A 17,243-nucleotide genomic window follows, 5' to 3' on the forward strand; every position below is an offset into this window, starting at 1 on the left:
AAGACCCTTTGCCCATAAAACGAGGGCAAGGGGCCGGGGGATTCACCAAAAACGGTCCCCCGTGTTAAAAACACAGGGGGCCGGGAAAGCCGGTCTGCGCTCTGCCGGGCTTGCTGGGGCGGCAGAGGGCGGGGCTTTTAGCCGCGCTTGTACTCCTGCTCGCAGTACAGGCAGCGGTAGACGCCCTTTTCGGCGTCGGTGAGCACGAACACATGGTCCAGCTCCTGCTCCACGCTGGTGATGCAGCGGGGGTTCTTGCACTTGGCAACGTTCACGATGCGCTCGGGCAGCTGCAGGTGCTTTTTCTCAATGATGTGGCCGCCGTCGATGATGTTGACGGTGATGTTGGGGTCGATGAAGCCCAGCACGTCCAGGTCGATGTCGATGCGGTCCTCGATCTTGATGATGTCCTTGCGGCCGGACTTCTTGCTGCGGGCGTTCTTGATGATGGCCACGCTGCAGTCCAGCTTGTCCAGCTCCAGCACACGGTAGATCTCCATGCTCTTGCCGGATTCGATATGGTCGATCACAACGCCTTTCTCCAGGCTGTCAATGTTCAGCATTTACTCCACCTCCAGCATTTTCAGGATGAGGGCCATGCGCACGAAGCGCCCGAACCGGGCCTGGGGGAAGTAGGCGGCGCGGGGGTCGTCGTCCACTTCCACGCTGATCTCGTTGACGCGGGGCAGGGGATGCATGACGATCATGTCCTCTTTGGCCAGCTTCATCTTCTCGTTGTCCAGGATGTAGCTGTCCCGCAGGCGGATGTAGTCCTCCTCGTTGAAGAAGCGCTCGCGCTGCACGCGGGTCATGTAGAGAATGTCCATCTTGCCGATGGCGTCCTCCAGACGCTCCACCTCTTCGAACTCGTAGCCGGAGCGCACCAGGTCGTCGCGGATGTAGTCGGGCACCTGCAGCTCCTTGGGGCTGACCAGCACGAACTTGATGTTCTCATAGCGCATCATGGCGCGGATGAGGCTGTGGACGGTGCGGCCGAACTTCAGATCGCCGCACAGGCCCACGGTCAGGTTGTTCAGGTGGCCCTTCAGGCGGTGGATGGTGAGCAGGTCGGTGAGGGTCTGGGTGGGATGCTGGTGGCCGCCGTCACCGGCGTTGATCAGCGGGCAGTCCACCTTGGAAGCGGCCACGGTGGCAGCGCCCTCCTTGGGGTGACGCATGGCGATGATGTCGGCGTAGCACTCCACGGTCCGCACGGTGTCGGCCACGCTCTCGCCCTTGGCGGCGGAGCTGGAATTGGCCGAAGAAAAACCCAACACCTTGCCACCGAGACTGAGCATTGCGGATTCAAAGCTCAAACGGGTGCGGGTGCTGGGTTCAAAAAACAGTGTGGCCAGGATCTTGCCGTCACATTTGTGAGCAAAAGCCTGGGGGTCTTCGATGATCCGGTCGGCGAGGGCGAGGAGCTCGTCGATCTCCTGCGTGGTCAGATCGAGCGGACTGATCAGTTTCTTCACGAAGGGGGTCCTCCTTTGCAAATTTTTTTCATTCTACAACGGCCCGGTCCAAAAAGCAAGCCCCTTTTTGAAAAAAATTTTTTGCCCCCGCAAAGGAAAGGGGATTGACAAATCCGCGCCGATGGGGTATCATCATAGAGCAGTTAGCGATAACTAACGCTCGCCGCCGCCCCGACGGCGTTTTCTTTGGGGCGGCGGTTAGCCAAAACTAACAAGCGGCGCTTCACGCCGCACATTCCGCCGAAAGCAGGTGAACCAAATGACCCTCAACTACGCCGACACCGGCCGGGAATACATCATCCGGGCCATCGACACCGACGACGAGGAGATGGACGCCTTTCTGTTCAGCCTCGGGTGCTTTTCCGGCGAGCCCATCACCGTGGTGTCCCGCCTGAAGGGCGGGTGCGTGGTGGCCATCAAGGACGGCCGCTACACCATCGACGACCAGCTGGCCGGAGCCATCTGCGTCTGACGCAGGGGGCTTTGCCCTCTTTTTGTTGTTCGCCGCCGCGCCCCGGGGTTAGCTTATGCTAACTCCAAGGTGCTCGCGATAGATCTCGCAACAGGGTTTGCAAAAGACAGGAGGAACCGCATATGAGAATCGCTCTGACCGGGAACCCGAATTCCGGCAAAACCACCATGTTCAACGCCCTCACCGGGCGCAGCGAGAAGGTGGGCAACTGGGCCGGCGTGACCGTTGAAAAGAAGGAGCACCCCATCAAGAAGGCCTATCTCCCCGCGGGGGAGGAGCTGATCGCCGTGGACCTGCCCGGCGCCTACTCCATGTCCCCCTTCACCTCGGAGGAGAGCATCACCAGCAGTTATGTGCGCCACGAAAAACCGGACGCCATCATCAACATCGTGGACGCCACCAACCTCTCCCGCAGCCTGTTCTTCACCACCCAGCTGCTGGAGCTGGGGGTGCCGGTGGTGGTGGCGCTGAACAAAAACGACATGAACGAGAAAAAGGGCACCACCATCGACGCCGCCGCCCTTTCGGCGGCCCTGGGGTGCCCGGTCATCCCCACCGTTTCCACCGCGGGCACCGGCCTGCGGGAGGTGGTGACCGCCGCGGCGGGCCTGTACGGCAGGGGCCAGAAGGCGCCCTATTCTCAGGGCGTGGTGGACCTGACCGATAAAAAGGCGGTGGAAGAGGCCGACCGCCGGCGCTTCGCCTTTGTGAATCAGCTGGTGAGCAAGGTGGAGCAGCGCAAGGTGCTCACCCGGGAAAAGGGCCGGGGCGACGCCATCGACGCAGTGCTGACCAACCGCTGGCTGGGCATTCCCATCTTCGCGCTGGTGATGTTCCTGGTGTTCCAGATCAGCCAGGTGTGGGCGGGGCCCTTCATCGCCGACGCGCTGGTGGCCCAGATCGAGACCTTCCAGGGCTTTGTGGCGGACAGCCTGGCCGACGCCAACCCCCTACTCACCGCCCTGCTGGCGGACGGCATCATCGGCGGCGTGGGCGCCGTGGTGGGCTTTCTGCCCCTGGTGATGGTGATGTACTTCCTCATCGCCCTGCTGGAGGACTGCGGCTACATGTCCCGTGTGGCGGTGGTGCTGGACCCCATCTTCAAGAAGGTGGGCCTTTCCGGCAAGTCGGTCATCCCCTTCGTCATCGGCACCGGCTGCGCCATCCCCGGCGTGATGGCCAGCCGCACCATCCGCAACGAGCGTGAGCGCCGCGCCACCGCCATGCTCACCCCCTTCATGCCCTGCGGCGCGAAGATCCCGGTCATCTCTCTCTTCGCCGGCGCCTTCTTTGACGAGGCGGGCTGGGTGAGCTTTGTGATGTACTTCACCGGCATCGTGCTCATCTTCCTGGGCGCGCTGCTGGTGAACCGCATCGCCGGCTACAAGAACCGCAAATCCTTCTTCATCATCGAGCTGCCGGAATACAAAGTGCCCTCGCTGCTCTTCGCCTTCAAGGCCATGTGCAGCCGGGGCTGGGCCTACATCGTGAAGGCCGCCACCATCATCCTGCTGTGCAACACCGCCGTGCAGATCATGCAGACCTTCACCTGGAACTTCACGGTGGCCGAGGCGGCGGACCAGTCCATCCTGGCCTCCATCGCCGCCCCCTTCGCCGTTCTGCTGGTGCCCGTGGTGGGCGTGCTCAGCTGGCAGCTGGCGGCGGCCGCCGTCACCGGCTTCATCGCCAAGGAGAACGTGGTGGGCACCCTGGCCGTCTGCTTTGTGGGCCTTCAGAACTTCATCGACACCGACGAGCTGGCCATGCTGGAAGGCACCGGCGCCGAGGTGGCGGGCATTCTGGCCATCACCAAGGTGGCTGCCCTGGCCTACCTGATGTTCAACCTTTACACCCCGCCCTGCTTTGCGGCCATCGGCGCGATGAACAGCGAGATGAAGAGCGCAAAGTGGCTGTGGGCCGGCATCGGCCTGCAGATGGGCACCGGCTACTCGGTGGGCGTGCTGGTCTACCAGTTCGGCACCCTCGCCACCACCGGCTCCTTCGGCCCGGGCGCGGTCCCCGGCCTTGCCGCCGTGGCCGTCTTTGCCCTCATCCTCACCTGGCTGTGCCTGCGCACTGACCGCTCGCTGGCCAAGGAATACGCCCTGAAAGGAGTGAGCGCCGCATGATGGCCGACCTCATTGCCGGCGGTCTCATCGCCGCCGTTGTTCTGGCCGCCGCCTTCTACGTTTACAAGGCAAAAAAGAGCGGCAAAAAGTGCATCGGCTGCCCCGACTCCGGCAGCTGTTCCGGCGGCTGCTCCGGCTGCTGCGGCGGCTGCCACGGGCACCACTGAACCCTGCTTTTTCTCCGCCCGGCCCGCCGACGCAAACACGGCGGGGCCGTGGAACAGTTTCTCTCTGATGGGCCCGGCGCGGCCCGGAACGACGGCGCGGTCCCTGCTGATGTTCCGGCCGGCAAGCCGCCCGGGCCGCGGGCAAAGCGCGGCGCACACGCCGCCGCGCTTTGCCCGCCTCTTTCCCGAAGCCTGCCTTCGGCGGGCTTTTTCTTTCCCTTTGAGTTAGCCATAACTAACCACAACAAAGGAGGCCGCCATGTCCGACGAACTCATCGTGCGCCACTGCTCGCCCACCCTGGCGGGCCTGAAGGCGGGGAGCCTTTTCTCCTGCCGCTGCGACGACCCCCGCACCCTGACGGCGGAGCTGCGCCGTCTGAACCGGGCGCTGGCTCCCAAGGGGCTGCGGGTGCTGCCCTTGCTGGTGCGGGAAGGCCGGGCGCTCATCTACCTTTACCGCCCCCGGGCGCTGGAAAAGGAGCTGCAGAACAGCGGCGCCCGCCGCCTGCTGGAGGAGCGGGGCTACCTGCCCGGGCAGTGTGTGGCGCAGCTGGCCCGCCGGGTGCGTGCCCAGGGGCAGTTTCCCCACGAGATCGGGCTGTTTTTGAGCTACCCGCCGGAGGACGTGGAGGCCTTCATCTGCAACGGAGCCTGCGGCCACAAGTGCGCCGGCTGCTGGAAGGTGTACGGCGACGAGGCCGCCGCCCGACACACCTTTGAGACCTGGCGGCGCTGCACCCGCATTTTCAGCCGGCGGCTGGCGGAAGGCTGTCCGCTGGAAAAACTGGCGGTAGCCGGCTGACGGCCCGCCCCACGATTTGAAAGAGAGGTTTTTGACCATGAGCAAGATCGCAGTTGTTTTTTGGAGCGGCACCGGCAACACCGAGGCCATGGCCGCCGCGGTGGCCGAGGGCGCGGGGAGCGGGGCAACGCTCATCCCGGCCGCCGCCTTCGGCCCCGCCGACCTGGCGAACTACGACGCCTTCGCCTTCGGCTGCCCGTCCATGGGGGCGGAGCAGCTGGAAGAGAGCGAATTTGAGCCCATGTTCGCCGCCTGCGAAGCAGAACTCGCCGGGCGCAGGGTGGGCCTGTTCGGCTCCTACGGCTGGGGCGACGGAGAGTGGATGCGCAGCTGGGAAGAGCGCTGCGCCGCCGCCGGCGCACAGCTGGCCCAGCCCGGCGTCATCTGCTGCGAAGCCCCCGACGAGGACGCCCTCGCCGCCTGCCGTGCCCTGGGCGCGGCGCTGGCGTAAGATAACTCTGTTTTCTCCTTCCTCCCCAACAGCAGGAGCCGCCCCGGCAACGCGCCGGGGCGGCTCCTGTTTTGTTCTGTGCTCAGGCCAGTTCCAGATACAGCCCCGCCAGCTTGAGGGTGGCGACAAGGCCGTCCAGATGGGTGCGCTCCATGCCGTGGGAGGCGTGCACGCCCGGCCCGATGAGAGCGCCCCGGGCGTCCATGCCGGTGCGCCATGCAGCGCCCACGTCGGAGCCGTAGTGGGGGTAGATGTCCACCGCGTAGTCCACGCCGTTTTCCTTCGCCAGCTGCACCAGACGGCTGACCATGCCGTAGTCGTAGGGGCCGCCGGAGTCCTTGGCGCAGATGGACACCTGGTACTCGGTGCAGGAGAGATCCTCGCCGATGCAGCCCATATCCACCGCCAGCAGCTCGTCCACCACCGGCAGGGTGGCGCCGCCGTGGCCCACCTCCTCGTGGACGGTGAGGGTGAAGTAGCTGTCGAACCGGGGCCGCTGGCCGGTGGCGTGCATCCGCCACAAAAGGGTCAAAAGGCAGGCGGAGCTTGCCTTGTCGTCCAGAAAGCGGGACTTCACAAAGCCGCTTTCGGTAACAACGGTCTTGGGGTCGTAGCAGACGTAGTCGCCGGCGGCGATGCCCAGGGCCTCCAAGTCCTGCTTGCTGCGCACCTTCTCGTCGATGCGCACCGCCATGTTCTTTTCGTCCCGGGGGCGGGTGGCGGCGTCGTCCTGCACATGGACGGCGGGGGAGAGGCTGAGCACCGTGCCGGTGTAGACCTTGCCATCCCGGGTGTAGATGCGGCAGTATTCGCCGTCCAGGGTGGGCATCAGCGGGCCGCCCACCCGGGTGACCATCAGCATGCCGTCGGCGGTGATGGAGCGCACCATCAGGCCCAGGGTGTCCACATGGGCGCACAGGCCCACGGTGCGGCCGGTCTCCCGGCCGGGCACCTTCACCACCAGGTTGCCCTTATTGGTGAGCCGGGCCTCAAAGCCCAGCCCTTCGGCAATGTCCTTGGCCAGGGCCGTCGCCTTGTGGGTGAAGCCGCTGGGGCTGTCCTGCCCGAGGAGTTTTTGCAGGGTATCCAGCAGGAAGGCCTGCTGGGCCTGTTCCAGAGTTTTTTCGTCGTTCATTTTCCCGATTCTCCTCCCTCAAGAAGTTCTGGCTCCATCTTACAAAAAATCCCGCAAAATGGCAAGGGCGGCCGGCCTTGCGCCCCCTTTCCGGGGCCTGTATAATAAAAGAAAAAGGGGGTGCCGGGATGCACAAAAATCTTCTGCCCATCGGCTCGGTGGTGCTGCTGCGGGGCGACGAAAAGCGGCTGATGATCTGCGGGCGCATCCAGACCCGGGCGGGCAGCGACAAGGTGTATGACTATTCCGCCTGCCTGTATCCCGAGGGCATCACCGGCCGGCCGGCGGTGCGTTTTGCCAACCGGGAGGCGGCGGGGGAGGACCCGGCGCTGGTTTTGTGGAAAGGATTGTAACACGCGCTGAAACAAAGGCGGAAAAAACGTCACTTTGCCAGCGCCGGAACGCTTCACAGATGGCGGTTTTTGTGCTATCATGAGGTATACTGATATGAATTATCGGCAAACACGGGCAAACCCGTGGACGCAAAGCCTTAGTGCCTAAACAGAGTTTTCTGCATGGTTGACTGGCCGCAACGCTCTTTGTTGCGGCCGGTTTTTTTGTATAAAGGAGATTGTCTATGCCCACCGAATACGACGCTCTGACAATGACCGGCTCCGGCGGCGCGGTATCCTTTGCCCTCACAAAGATCTCCGCCGACAAAATGCCCGAGACCATCAACGGAGAGAGCGGCCACCACATCTGCTATGTGAAGGTGCTGACCGAGCTGATCGCCCGGGAGCTGACGGGGCAGACCGGCCGCTACGGCCTGGACGAGGAAAAGATCGGGCAGATCGCGCTGGCCTCCTGCCTGCACGACATCGGCAAGTCCCGTATTCCTCAGGCCATTCTGGAAAAGCGGGGCGTGCTGACCCCGGTGGAATACGACATCGTAAAAAAGCACACCACCCTGTGGGGCGAGCTGATCGACCGCTTCGGCGCTTCGCTGGACCCCCAGATCCGGGCCTTTGCCCGGGACGTGTGCCTGTTCCACCACGAGCGGTTCGACGGCACGGGCTATCCTCACGGGCTGAAGGGCAGCGACATCCCCATCTGGGCGTAGATCGTCTCCATTGCCGACGCCTACGAGGCCATCACCTCCGAGCGCAGCTACAAAAAGGCCCTCTCCCGGGACGTGGCGCTGGAGATGATCTCCAACGGCATGTGCGGCGTGTTTGACCCGCTGCTGGTCCAGTGCCTCATCCGGGTGGCGGACCACCGCCAGCTGGAGGACATCCGCAGCAGCCTGATGACCTCCCGGGCGCTGCACATCGACCCCTACGCCCTGCCGCCCAAAAAGGTGCTGCTGATGGGCAACCTGCGGTATGTGACGCCCCAGTTCCTGGAGGACAGCTTCCCCGGCGCCCACGTCTCCGTCATCGGAAAATGCGCCCAGGACCCGGGCCGGGGCGTGAAGGTCTACGACGCGGAGGCCCCCAACTACAAGGCCATTCTGGGCACCTACGATTTTGACCTCATCATCTACTTTTCCAACGAGCTGACCTACGACACCATCGCCCCCAGCGACACCGAGACCCTGCGCCAGGTGATGAAGGCCGGCAAATACCTGGCGGGCGAGACCAAGTTCCTCTACCTCTCCTCCCTGGACGCCGCCTTCGACGGCTCCAGCGACCGGGGCATCATCGCCGCCGCCAAGGAGAACGTCTGCCTTTACTGGGCAAGGCAGAACCACATCAACCTCAAGATCGTGCGCATCCCCTACCTCTACAACGGCGCCGCCGAGGACGACTTCCTCCACGACCTGTTCCAGGAGATGCGCACCCGCCGCACGGTGCGGCTGCGGGAGAGCGAATCCTCCGAGCTGCACTTTCTCTCCCTGAGCGATCTTTCGGCGCTGATCGTGCGGCTGGCCGACTCCTGGGCGCCGGGCGAGGGCATCCTCACGGTGAACGACGATTTCCACATCACCTTCGGCCAGCTGTGCAAAGAGCTTGCCCCGCTGGCGCCGGGCGTGACCTTTGACTTCACCGGCAAGAACCCGCCCAAGCGTCTGGAGCTGAAGAACACCGCCCTCAAGCAGCAGTACAGCTGGTTCGCCGCCGTCTCGCTGCTCACCGATCTGCCGGACGAATACCAGGCCTATCAGGCCAGCCTCGGGCCCCGGCGCTCTTTGTGGAAAAAGCTGGCGGCCCTTCTGGGGCGGCACTCCACCCCGCTGCGCATCGCGGAGACGGCGCTTTTGTTCCTTCTCTGCGAATTTCTGGTGCGGCTCACCGACTCGGCGCTGTTTTTCTCGCTGGTGGACTTCCGCCTGGCGTACATCGTCATCATCGCCACCCTCTACGGCCTGCCCTACGGCATGAGCGCCGCCGCCCTGTGCTCCCTTTCCTGGATCACCGCCAAGGTGCTGGACGGCACCAGCTGGCTGACCCTGTTCTATGAGCCCACCAACTGGCTCACCTTCATCTTTTTCTTCCTGGTGGGCGGCATCTGCGGCTATGTGAAGCTGAAAAAGGACGACCAGATCCGCTTCACCACCGAGGAAAACCGCCTGCTGGAGGCAAAGCTGGCCTTTACCCGCCAGATCTACGAGGACACCTTCCGGGAAAAGCAGGATCTGAAAAAGCAAATCATCGGCTCGAAGGACAGCTTCGGCAAGATCTTCGACATCACCCGCCAGCTGAACACGGTGGACTCCCGGGAGCTGTATCTCAAGATCGTGGACAGCTTCGAAGGCATTCTGGAAAACAAGACCCTCAGCGTCTATTCCATCAGCCAGGACAGCGGCTTCGGCCGGCTGGAAGTGGCCTCCCGCAGCATCATGCACGACGTCTCCCGCTCCATCTCCCTGGACACCTACGCCCCGGTGATGGAGGCGGTGAACAAGGACGAAGTGTGGCGCAACACCCATTTTTTGCCCAACATGCCCATGTTCGCCTGCGGCATCCGCCAGGGCGACAAGCCCCTGCTGCTCATCTTCATCTGGAGCGCCCAGACGCACCAGCGCTCGCTGTATTACGTGAACCTGTTCCGCATCCTGTGCGATCTGACCCAGATGTCCTTCATCCGCGCCCACGACTACAGCCGCGATATGCACGACCGGCAGTATGTGGGCCACACCGTTCTGCAAAACGCCGCCACCTTCCGCAATTCGCTGCACGTCTTCCGGGAATTGGAGGAGCGCCGGGTCTTTCAGTTCTTGCAGCTGAAGGTGGACGCCGGCGGCCGCTCCCAGGAGGAGCTGAGCAAACTGCTGGCCCGATGCGTGCGCACCAACGACGTGGCGGGCCTTCTGGAGGACGGCAGCGTCTGGCTGCTTTTGTCCCAGGCGGGGGAGGAGGACCTGAAATTCATTCTGCCCCGCTTCGAGCGGCTGGGTCTTTCGGCGCAGGTGGCCCCGGTGCCCGACCCGGGCGAGCTGCCGGCCGCGCCTGTGAGCGCCGGGCCTGCCCCGGAAAAAGCGGCCCCGGAGGCCGCGCCTTCCGCGGCCGCGGAAAAAAAACCGCTCCGGACGCCTCCGGCAAAAACGCCCAAGGCCCCGGTCAAAAAGCCGGCCCCGCCGCCGGCGCGCCGGCGGGCAAAGGCCGCGAAGAGCGCCTCCGGCCTTCTGGAGCTTCTGGACCAGCTGCTGGGCGGGCGGCGCTGACACAACCATCGACTTCGCAAAAGGGAACGAAACAACATGCTTTGGTACGAAATGGTTTTTTGGGTGCTGCTGGCGGTGCATCTGCTCTGCTGCACCCTCATCTACGTCGGCGTGCGCACCGGGATTTTGAAGGTGCGCCGGCTGATGGTGCCGGTGGCGCTGCTTGTCCCCTTCTGGGGCGAGGTGCTGGTGCTGGTGATGCATTTCCAGATCCTCTGCCGCCAGACCGACCGCAGCGAGGTGGGGGTGGAGAAGTTCCAGGTGGACTCGGAGCTCTACAAGGCCATCCAGCGGGACGACAGCCGGGTGTCCGGTTCCACCGTCTCCATGGAGGAGGCGCTGATCGTGAACACCCCCAAGGAGCGCCGCGCCCTCATCATGGACATCCTGAACGACAACCCCAAGGCCTATGTGGAATTTCTGAAGATGGCCGGCAACAACGACGACACCGAGGTGGTGCACTACGCCGTTACCGCCATGGTGCACATCGCGAAGAAGAACGACCGGACCCTCTGGGAGCTGGAGCAGAAGTACGCCCAGAACCCCAACGACCCCCAGCTGCTGGCGACCTACTGCGACTTTTTGTGGCGCTGCCTGGAGCAGGGGCTGATGCAGGGCCAGGTGGAGCGGATGAACCGCAACCTGTTCGACGCCCTCATCTAGAAAAAGATGCGTCTCGGCCCCGCCGTCGCATCCGACTACCTGCGCTGCATCCAGAACAACATGGAGCTGAAAAACTACACCGCGGCCGCCGCCAGCCTTGAGAACGCCCTGCGGTTCTGGCCCCGCAACGAGGACTTTTTGATCCAGAAGATCCAGTATGCCGACGCGAAGCGGCAGCTGCGCGGCTGGCTGCTGGACTGGATCGAAAAAGCGGAAGGGTACCGCCCCGCCATTCTGGACGAAGAATGAGCCGCGGCGGGCCGGCCGCCTATAAACACTAAGGAAGTGAACCGAATGCCCCCTGTCAACGTTCTCATCAAGCCCGCCTCCTCCGCCTGCAACATGACCTGCGCCTACTGCTTTTACCGGGACGTGGCCAGCCACCGGCAGGAAGGCTTTCAGGGGATGCTCTCGCCGCGGCTCATGGAAGAGGTGGTCGCCGGCGCGATGGAGTTTGCCGAACACAGCTGCTCCTTCCTCTTTCAGGGCGACGAGCCCACCCTGGCCGGGCTGGATTTTTACCGGCAGGTGGTGGAGCTGGTCAAAAAGCACGAAAAGCCGGGGGTGAAGGTCAGCTACGCCATCCAGACCAACGCCTTCCGGCTGGACGAGGAATGGTGCGCCTTTTTCAAGGAGCACGATTTTCTGGTGGGCGTCTCGCTGGACGGGCCGGCGGAGCTGCACAACCTCAACCGCACCGACCCGGCGCAGAACGGCACCTTCAACGACGTCATGCGCTCGGTGGCCCTGCTGAAAAAGCACGGGGTGACCTTCAACATCCTGTGCGTGCTGACGGGCAAAAACGCCCGCAGCATCGAGCGCATCTACCGCTTTTTCCGCAAACAGGGGCTGGACCATATCCAGTTCATCCCCTGCCTGGAGCCGCTGGGCCAGGAGCGCGGGCGGGAGCGGTACCATCTTTCCGTGGAGGAATACGGTGAGTTCCTCATCCGCGTGTTCGACCTGTGGTTCCAGGACCTGCTCAGCGGGCAGTATGTGAGCATCCGCCACATCGACAACTGGCTGCAGATCCTGCTGGGGGGCCAGCCCGAGGCCTGCGGCATGGTGGGCAGGTGCTCCATCCAGTTCGTGGTGGAAGGGGACGGCGGCGTGTACCCCTGCGATTTTTACGTGCTGGACGAGCTGCGGCTGGGCACGGTGGGGGAGAACTCCTTCGCCGAGATGGCCCAAAGCGCCGCCGCACGGCAGTTTTTGCAGTGTTCGACGCCGGTGCCGCCGGAGTGCGCCCGCTGCCGCTGGTACGTACTGTGCCGCAACGGCTGCCGCCGGGACCGGCTGACCGGCGCGGACGGCCTGCCGGGGCGCTCCTGTTACTGCGACGCTTTGCAGCGGTTCTTCCGCGAGCGGGCCGGCCGCCTGCAGCAGGCCGCCGCCATCCTGGCGCGCTGGCGCTGAGCCGCTTTTTCCAAAAACGAAACCGTCCCCCCGCCGGGCATCCGGCAGGGGGACGGTTTTTTCCTGTGTGGTTCACTGGGAGACCGGGGAGCCTTTTTCCTCCGCGTCCTCCCGGGCGGGCTCTTCCTGCCCGCCGCCGATGAGCTTGTTTTGGGCCATGACCCGGTATTTCGCCGGGCTCATCCCCTCCGCTTTGCTGAAGCGCTGGGAGAAGTAGCCCAGCGACGAGAAGCCGGTGATCGAGGCGATCTGCTTGATGGCGAAATCTGTTGTGCGCAGCAGATACTTGCTCTCCTCCAGCCGCAGCGTCTGAACGTACTGAATGGGGGACATCCCGTAGCTCTGGCTGAAAATGTGGGCCAGATAATACTTGTTGACCTGGATCTTCTGGGCCAGCTGGTCCAGCGCGATGTCCTCACGGAAATGGGCGTCGATGTATTCCTTCGCCGCGGCGGCCTTGTTCTGGTGGGTCAGGTCGGCCTCCTGCACGCGGGAGGTGATGTTGGTCTGGCGCATCAGGCAGATGAGCAGGATGTCCAGCAGATGGCCGCACACTTCCTCGTAGTCGTTTTTCTTGTTCTTGGCCTCCTGCAGCATGGCCAGCAGATACCGCTGGATCTCCTCGGCGGCTTCGTTGAAGTGGATGATGCTGAAATCCTGCTTCGGGTCCAGTTCGGCGCTCATCTTTATCCCGCGGATGCCGAGCACGATGTATTCCAGCGGATCGTCCACCATGCTGGTCTCCGTGTGTTCGATGTTCGGGTTCAGGATCACCATGTCCCCCACGGACACCTTATAATAGGAATCCCGTATCTGGAATTTGCCCGCACCGCCGATGACATAAAACACTTCGGTGAAATTGTGCGTGTGGGGGAAGCTGTACCAGTCGCCATTATATTTTGCGGAACTGATGTATAAAAGTTTGGCTCCCGAATTATGCAGCTGAAATTCCCGTTCTGTAAAATCGTAGCGACCTGTGCTCATAACGCACCCCGATTTCCGACATCTTGCTTTAATTTCACAGGTTTTGTGAAATGGTTTGTAATAAGTATACATATTTTCGCAGGAAAAAGCAACTGTGGAGCACCCGCAAAATAAATAAAATGTCCGCCGGGAGGGGCGGGGAGCGAGGCGCATCCCTCCTCTGCCGGTGCATCTGCAAGGCATTGAGCCGCCGGGGCATCCCGATACCAACTGAAAGGCGGCGCGGATCGTTTCATTTGAGCGCAAAAAAGCAGCACCAGCCCGCTGCGGCGGCGGCTGGTGCTGCTTTGCTTTATATAGTGCGTCCCTCAGTTGTCCCCTCGGTGATAGCGGATCTTCATGTTCTCGGAGGCGTTCTTGAGGATCTGGGCAAGGGCCTTGTCCGATTCCTCCTTGACCATGCCGGCGATTTTGCGGTTGGCCTCTTTCAGAATTTCCACCGGCTCGCCCTGCCGCACCTTCTCGTCGTACTCGTAGAGCAGCTGCTGGCCGCGGTTCATCACGGCGTTCACATACCGCTCGTCAAACAGCAGCGCCTTTCCGAAATGGGCGTCGGTCAGCGCGGCGATGAGCCGGCTGTGCCAGTACATGCTGTCGGTGGAGACCGTTTCGGTGGTGCCGCTGAGGTATCCCGGGAACTCGGTCACATTGGCGTACACCGGGAAGCAGGCCGTGAAGCCGCTGCCGCCCATGGACAGCCACTCCACGCCCTGAACGGCCGCCGGCAGATAACCGCGGATCTGCATGATGCCGCAGACGTCGCTGTTGGGCACGCCGATGGTGCGGTACTTGCCCTTGCAGGCGGCGGTCTTGTCGTAGGGGTCGTAGGGCGTTCCCTGGTAATAGGAGCCCAGCAGATACCGCACGTCCTCCACCGTCACCTTGCGCTCCGGCACAAAGGACCAGGGGATGTCATTGCTCTCGGGGGTGAAGTCGGCGCTGTCCCCGTCCCACTTGTAAGTGCGGGGCAGGAAATACCGGGCCATGAACCAGGCGCGGGGGGTGTTGTAAATGTGGTCCGCGTCGGAGTGGGAGCCGAAGGCCAGCCGCGGAATGAACTCCGCGCCGGTGTCCAGCGCCAGGCGGTACTTCTCCACGAACTCCCGCAGGTCTTTGGAGCAGAGATTCTCTTTCTGTTCGCCATAAGCGTCCGCAAAGTCGAAATGGTCCAGACCGAACTGGTTGGGCATCACCACCACCCGGTCATCCGGCACCCGCCGGGCGATCCAGTGATGGCCGCCGATGGTCTCCAGCCACCAGATCTCATCGGCGTCCGCAAAGGCCATGCCGTTGGGCTCATAGGTGCCGTACTCTTCCAGCAGCGCGCCGGTGCGCAGCACACCCTCCCGGGCGGAGCGGATGTAGGGCAGCACCAAGGTCACCAGGTCCTCCTCGCCGATGCCGCCGGGCACCTCTTTCGTGCCGCGGCCCTTCTTTTCCTGATAGCGGACATAGGGGTCCGCGCCCACCACCCGGGCGTTGCTGGTGATGGTCTCGGTGGCGGTCATGGCCACATTGGCCTCGTTGATGCCGCAGGCGGGCCACACGCCGTTGGCCTTGGACACGTTGGGGCAGTCGGTATAGCGCAGGGCTTTCTCCGGCAGCGCGACGGTCAGGTGAGAGATGACCGTTTTATAGGTGGAAGCTCCCTCCCGGGCGGGGTGGGCCAAAAGGCGCTTGGCTTCAAAGGCGCCGTCGTCGTTGCGGGCAATGATGGTGGAGCCGTCATGGGTGGCTTCCTTGCCCACCAAAATCGTTGTACAGGGCATATGTGTCTCCTTTTCTTATGTGCATCTGTTCGGAATCGTTTTTCCGCCCCGCGGCAGAGCTTCGCAGCGGGGATTCGACGAAAAAACAGTTTTTCCCCTCTGATTCGACGCATTTATCATAGCACGGATGCCGTGCCGTTTCCAGCCCCGGGACGCCGCTGTCTTTGGTTCATCATGCCCTATCGGCAGATGCGCCCACCTGCCTCCCCAGTCGAAACAGCCCAGCGCCACCGCGATGGAGAAGACTCTGGCGCTGCCGGAAAGCCGGTGGTGAAACGCAAAAGCGCGGAGCCGGAACCCCCGACCCCGCGCAGCGGCGCTTATTTTCTGACTGAACGGCCTGCCCCCGGAGGCTCACAGCAGCGATTTGATCATGATGATGCCGTGGTAATTCTCCCCGTAGCAGTTGGGGATAAATCCGGTGGGCACAAAACCGATGGAGCAGAAGTAGTCAAAATGCCCCCGTCCCAAAGAGCGCAGGGTGCGCAGTTCCTCGGCAAAATCGGCGATGGGGCGCCCGTGGCAGGACATATCGGTGGAGCCGATGATGTACCGCATATTGCGCAGGCCCTTCTGCCGGGCGTACGCCTCGGCCCGGCGCAGCAGCGGCTCCAGCGGCTTTTCCATCACGAAAGCGCCGTCCTCGTCGTAGCCCAGGTTTTCGATGGTCAGACAGGAGTATCCCTCGTACTCGGCGCAGAGCAGCCAGCCCTTGGGTGCGCCGTCCTCCTCCAGGTACCAGTCCACCAGCTTTGCCAGCAGGCCCACGTCCTGCAGCTGCTGGTCCGCCCCTTCAAAATCCCACCAGTCGGGTTTGATGGTGGACATCAGCTTCGCCACCGCCCCCGCGCTGGAGGGTTCGATGTTTCGAACCGTCATGGTCAGGCCCCCTGTTCTGTCGGATGTTCTGTAAAAGGCAGGGGGCAAGGATGTTGCCATCCTTGCCCCCATCTGGCGGAGCAGCAGGGATTTGAACCCTGGCGGTGCTGTTAAACCCTACGAGATTTCGAGTCCTGTGCCAAAAAGGATTTCCCGGAAAAGGGCGGGTCAGAGCTGGTCAGTTTGTCCCCGGATTTTCGGCGGTGTCAAGCGGTTTTCAAGAGGCTGGACCCCGAAAAATGGCTATGGTACGAATCAAACCGGCATCCCCCGTTTTGGTCCCGTTTGGCAAGATTTTTTGGAAAAATGCAAGATTTCATGCAAGATAATTTGAAACCGTTTTGCCGCACGAACACTGGGTTTGCGCGCTGCCGCCGGAAAACGGATTTCGCCAAATGCAAGATTTTGGGGCTATTTTTTGTAGTATCTTTCCGGGTTTCAACAATTTGTATAGTTTTGGCGGAAAACATGGTGGTTCTCCGGGTCCCAATTCAAAACAAAGGAGAACCGAAAAAATGAAGAAAAGCAATCTGTTTCAGGACACCCTCGAGCGGGAAATTCAGAATCTGCTGGCCCCCTATCCCGACCCCATGGGCCGCACCGACTTCCGCAAAGCCTGCCGCATCGGCACCCGCACCTCGATCTACCTGCTGCAGAGCGGCCTGGTGCCCTGCGAGAACACCGGCAAGCAGACCCGTTGCTATAAAATTGCCAAGGCGGACGTGGCCGCCTACCTGCGCCGCCGCCTGGCCGAGCCGGCCTACTACACCCCGCCCAGCGGCTGGTACAAGAACTACCCGGCCCACAAGCCCCCGGCCTTCAGCCTGAACGGCGCGCTCCTGCTCACCGACGCCACCCTCCGGCGGGTGCGCCGCTGGTACGAAACCCTGCTGGCCCGCCAACCCGACGTGCTGGACGCCCATCAGATCGCCCAAGTCACCGGCTACGCCTCCCGCACCGTCAGCCGCTGGTGCACCGAGGGGAGGTTAAAGGCGTTCCCGTACCAGCACACCTATAAGGTGCCCAAGGAGTGGCTGCTGGAGTTCCTCACCTCCGAGGACTACAACAGCATTACCCGGAAAAGCAATGAGCATTATGCCATGATCGCGGCGGTGGGGACGAAGCCCAGGAGGCCAAGGAAAACATCCAAGTAAGTAATAAATAACCCCCGGCCAAGCCGGGGGTTTTTCACATGCGGGCATAGCCCTAGAATACTAGCATGCGCGTCACGTCGCGCAAGTACGGTCTGCCAGCCGCGAAAGTTCTGTTACTTGCCGCCCGTAAACGGGCGCTTTAG

At 62.7% G+C, this 17,243-nt stretch carries 18 protein-coding genes and 1 riboswitch; of the genes, 12 read left to right on the forward strand and 6 right to left on the reverse strand.

All coding sequences use genetic code 11. The features are described from left to right. Positions 1-137: 137 nt before the first annotated feature. Both ACMNAY_RS03520 and pyrB read right to left on the reverse strand, forming a co-directional pair. Positions 138-563: an aspartate carbamoyltransferase regulatory subunit gene (locus tag ACMNAY_RS03520; RefSeq protein WP_418718407.1), complete on the reverse strand. Its 426-nt coding sequence runs from the start codon at positions 561-563 to the stop codon at positions 138-140. After that, complete coding sequence (gene pyrB / locus ACMNAY_RS03525) at positions 564-1,475, reverse strand: aspartate carbamoyltransferase (protein WP_394976389.1); 912 nt, start codon at positions 1,473-1,475, stop codon at positions 564-566. Between the two features lie 259 nt (positions 1,476-1,734). Here pyrB and ACMNAY_RS03530 point away from each other — a divergent pair, with 259 nt between their 5' ends. The 5 genes from ACMNAY_RS03530 (at position 1,735) to ACMNAY_RS03550 (ending at position 5,496) form a co-directional block, all read left to right on the forward strand. Beyond that, on the forward strand, positions 1,735-1,947 hold the full coding sequence (locus ACMNAY_RS03530) for a FeoA family protein (RefSeq protein ID WP_418718408.1): 213 nt from the start codon (positions 1,735-1,737) through the stop codon (positions 1,945-1,947). Between the two features lie 122 nt (positions 1,948-2,069). After that, the gene (feoB, locus tag ACMNAY_RS03535) at positions 2,070-4,076 is read left to right on the forward strand and encodes a ferrous iron transporter B (RefSeq protein ID WP_418718409.1); all 2,007 of its coding nucleotides are present in this window, start codon (positions 2,070-2,072) and stop codon (positions 4,074-4,076) included. After that, positions 4,073-4,243 carry a FeoB-associated Cys-rich membrane protein gene (locus ACMNAY_RS03540; protein ID WP_394976392.1) on the forward strand — a complete coding sequence of 57 codons (171 nt, stop codon included), beginning with the start codon at positions 4,073-4,075 and terminating at the stop codon, positions 4,241-4,243. Before feoB ends, ACMNAY_RS03540 begins: the two co-directional genes overlap by 4 nt. Before the next feature lie 259 nt (positions 4,244-4,502). Beyond that, on the forward strand, positions 4,503-5,045 hold the full coding sequence (locus tag ACMNAY_RS03545; protein ID WP_418718410.1) for a DUF3793 family protein: 543 nt from the start codon (positions 4,503-4,505) through the stop codon (positions 5,043-5,045). Positions 5,046-5,082: 37 nt separating this feature from the next. Next, positions 5,083-5,496 carry a flavodoxin gene (locus tag ACMNAY_RS03550; RefSeq protein WP_394976396.1) on the forward strand — a complete coding sequence of 138 codons (414 nt, stop codon included), beginning with the start codon at positions 5,083-5,085 and terminating at the stop codon, positions 5,494-5,496. An 82-nt stretch (positions 5,497-5,578) separates the two neighbouring features. Here the strand turns inward: ACMNAY_RS03550 and ACMNAY_RS03555 are convergent, their stop codons facing one another. Next, entirely contained in the window at positions 5,579-6,631 is a 1,053-nt protein-coding gene (locus ACMNAY_RS03555; RefSeq protein ID WP_418718411.1) for a M42 family metallopeptidase, read from the reverse strand. Positions 6,632-6,759: 128 nt separating this feature from the next. On the opposite strand from ACMNAY_RS03555, the gene ACMNAY_RS03560 reads away from it, so the two are divergent. The 6 genes from ACMNAY_RS03560 (at position 6,760) to ACMNAY_RS03585 (ending at position 12,314) form a co-directional block, all read left to right on the forward strand. Beyond that, positions 6,760-6,984 carry a DUF4176 domain-containing protein gene (locus ACMNAY_RS03560; RefSeq protein ID WP_418718412.1) on the forward strand — a complete coding sequence of 75 codons (225 nt, stop codon included), beginning with the start codon at positions 6,760-6,762 and terminating at the stop codon, positions 6,982-6,984. A gap of 94 nt (positions 6,985-7,078) precedes the next feature. Next, positions 7,079-7,166: riboswitch (cyclic di-GMP riboswitch) on the forward strand. Positions 7,167-7,208: 42 nt separating this feature from the next. Beyond that, positions 7,209-7,691 carry an HD-GYP domain-containing protein gene (locus tag ACMNAY_RS03565; RefSeq protein ID WP_418718413.1) on the forward strand — a complete coding sequence of 161 codons (483 nt, stop codon included), beginning with the start codon at positions 7,209-7,211 and terminating at the stop codon, positions 7,689-7,691. A gap of 72 nt (positions 7,692-7,763) precedes the next feature. Continuing rightward, entirely contained in the window at positions 7,764-10,235 is a 2,472-nt protein-coding gene (locus ACMNAY_RS03570) for a hypothetical protein (RefSeq protein ID WP_418718414.1), read from the forward strand. Between the two features lie 36 nt (positions 10,236-10,271). After that, positions 10,272-10,898 carry a hypothetical protein gene (locus ACMNAY_RS03575; RefSeq protein WP_418718415.1) on the forward strand — a complete coding sequence of 209 codons (627 nt, stop codon included), beginning with the start codon at positions 10,272-10,274 and terminating at the stop codon, positions 10,896-10,898. A 6-nt stretch (positions 10,899-10,904) separates the two neighbouring features. Then, positions 10,905-11,147 carry a hypothetical protein gene (locus ACMNAY_RS03580; protein WP_418718416.1) on the forward strand — a complete coding sequence of 81 codons (243 nt, stop codon included), beginning with the start codon at positions 10,905-10,907 and terminating at the stop codon, positions 11,145-11,147. 45 nt (positions 11,148-11,192) lie between these two features. Continuing rightward, positions 11,193-12,314, forward strand: a complete 1,122-nt coding sequence (locus ACMNAY_RS03585) for an anaerobic sulfatase maturase (RefSeq protein ID WP_418718417.1) — start codon at positions 11,193-11,195, stop codon at positions 12,312-12,314. A gap of 72 nt (positions 12,315-12,386) precedes the next feature. Here ACMNAY_RS03585 and ACMNAY_RS03590 read toward each other — a convergent pair whose 3' ends face one another. The 3 genes from ACMNAY_RS03590 to ACMNAY_RS03600 all read right to left on the reverse strand — a co-directional run bounded on the left by ACMNAY_RS03590 (position 12,387) and on the right by ACMNAY_RS03600 (position 15,946). Then, on the reverse strand, positions 12,387-13,298 hold the full coding sequence (locus tag ACMNAY_RS03590) for an AraC family transcriptional regulator (protein ID WP_418718418.1): 912 nt from the start codon (positions 13,296-13,298) through the stop codon (positions 12,387-12,389). A 308-nt stretch (positions 13,299-13,606) separates the two neighbouring features. Beyond that, positions 13,607-15,067 (reverse strand): C69 family dipeptidase, encoded by a 1,461-nt coding sequence (locus tag ACMNAY_RS03595; RefSeq protein ID WP_418718419.1) that lies wholly within the window; start codon positions 15,065-15,067, stop codon positions 13,607-13,609. Positions 15,068-15,421: 354 nt separating this feature from the next. Then, positions 15,422-15,946 (reverse strand): hypothetical protein, encoded by a 525-nt coding sequence (locus ACMNAY_RS03600; RefSeq protein ID WP_418718420.1) that lies wholly within the window; start codon positions 15,944-15,946, stop codon positions 15,422-15,424. Positions 15,947-16,461: 515 nt separating this feature from the next. Here ACMNAY_RS03600 and ACMNAY_RS03605 point away from each other — a divergent pair. After that, the gene (locus tag ACMNAY_RS03605) at positions 16,462-17,100 is read left to right on the forward strand and encodes a hypothetical protein (RefSeq protein WP_418718421.1); all 639 of its coding nucleotides are present in this window, start codon (positions 16,462-16,464) and stop codon (positions 17,098-17,100) included. Positions 17,101-17,243: the final 143 nt, after the last annotated feature.

Origin of the sequence: Candidatus Allofournierella merdipullorum (assembly GCF_048426865.1) — a bacterium.
Taxonomy (GTDB): Bacteria; Bacillota; Clostridia; order Oscillospirales; family Ruminococcaceae; genus Allofournierella_A; species Allofournierella_A merdipullorum.

What these genes read in the sequence shown, in the direction of transcription:
- ACMNAY_RS03520 (WP_418718407.1), bottom strand. Translation starts at nt 563, where the DNA reads ATGCTGAACATTGACAGCCTGGAGAAAGGCGTTGTGATCGACCATATC.
- ACMNAY_RS03530 (WP_418718408.1), top strand. Translation starts at nt 1,735, where the DNA reads ATGACCCTCAACTACGCCGACACCGGCCGGGAATACATCATCCGGGCC.
- feoB (WP_418718409.1), top strand. Translation starts at nt 2,070, where the DNA reads ATGAGAATCGCTCTGACCGGGAACCCGAATTCCGGCAAAACCACCATG.
- ACMNAY_RS03540 (WP_394976392.1), top strand. Translation starts at nt 4,073, where the DNA reads ATGATGGCCGACCTCATTGCCGGCGGTCTCATCGCCGCCGTTGTTCTG.
- ACMNAY_RS03545 (WP_418718410.1), top strand. Translation starts at nt 4,503, where the DNA reads ATGTCCGACGAACTCATCGTGCGCCACTGCTCGCCCACCCTGGCGGGC.
- ACMNAY_RS03550 (WP_394976396.1), top strand. Translation starts at nt 5,083, where the DNA reads ATGAGCAAGATCGCAGTTGTTTTTTGGAGCGGCACCGGCAACACCGAG.
- ACMNAY_RS03555 (WP_418718411.1), bottom strand. Translation starts at nt 6,631, where the DNA reads ATGAACGACGAAAAAACTCTGGAACAGGCCCAGCAGGCCTTCCTGCTG.
- ACMNAY_RS03560 (WP_418718412.1), top strand. Translation starts at nt 6,760, where the DNA reads ATGCACAAAAATCTTCTGCCCATCGGCTCGGTGGTGCTGCTGCGGGGC.
- ACMNAY_RS03565 (WP_418718413.1), top strand. Translation starts at nt 7,209, where the DNA reads ATGCCCACCGAATACGACGCTCTGACAATGACCGGCTCCGGCGGCGCG.
- ACMNAY_RS03575 (WP_418718415.1), top strand. Translation starts at nt 10,272, where the DNA reads ATGCTTTGGTACGAAATGGTTTTTTGGGTGCTGCTGGCGGTGCATCTG.
- ACMNAY_RS03580 (WP_418718416.1), top strand. Translation starts at nt 10,905, where the DNA reads ATGCGTCTCGGCCCCGCCGTCGCATCCGACTACCTGCGCTGCATCCAG.
- ACMNAY_RS03585 (WP_418718417.1), top strand. Translation starts at nt 11,193, where the DNA reads ATGCCCCCTGTCAACGTTCTCATCAAGCCCGCCTCCTCCGCCTGCAAC.
- ACMNAY_RS03590 (WP_418718418.1), bottom strand. Translation starts at nt 13,298, where the DNA reads ATGAGCACAGGTCGCTACGATTTTACAGAACGGGAATTTCAGCTGCAT.
- ACMNAY_RS03595 (WP_418718419.1), bottom strand. Translation starts at nt 15,067, where the DNA reads ATGCCCTGTACAACGATTTTGGTGGGCAAGGAAGCCACCCATGACGGC.
- ACMNAY_RS03600 (WP_418718420.1), bottom strand. Translation starts at nt 15,946, where the DNA reads ATGACGGTTCGAAACATCGAACCCTCCAGCGCGGGGGCGGTGGCGAAG.
- ACMNAY_RS03605 (WP_418718421.1), top strand. Translation starts at nt 16,462, where the DNA reads ATGAAGAAAAGCAATCTGTTTCAGGACACCCTCGAGCGGGAAATTCAG.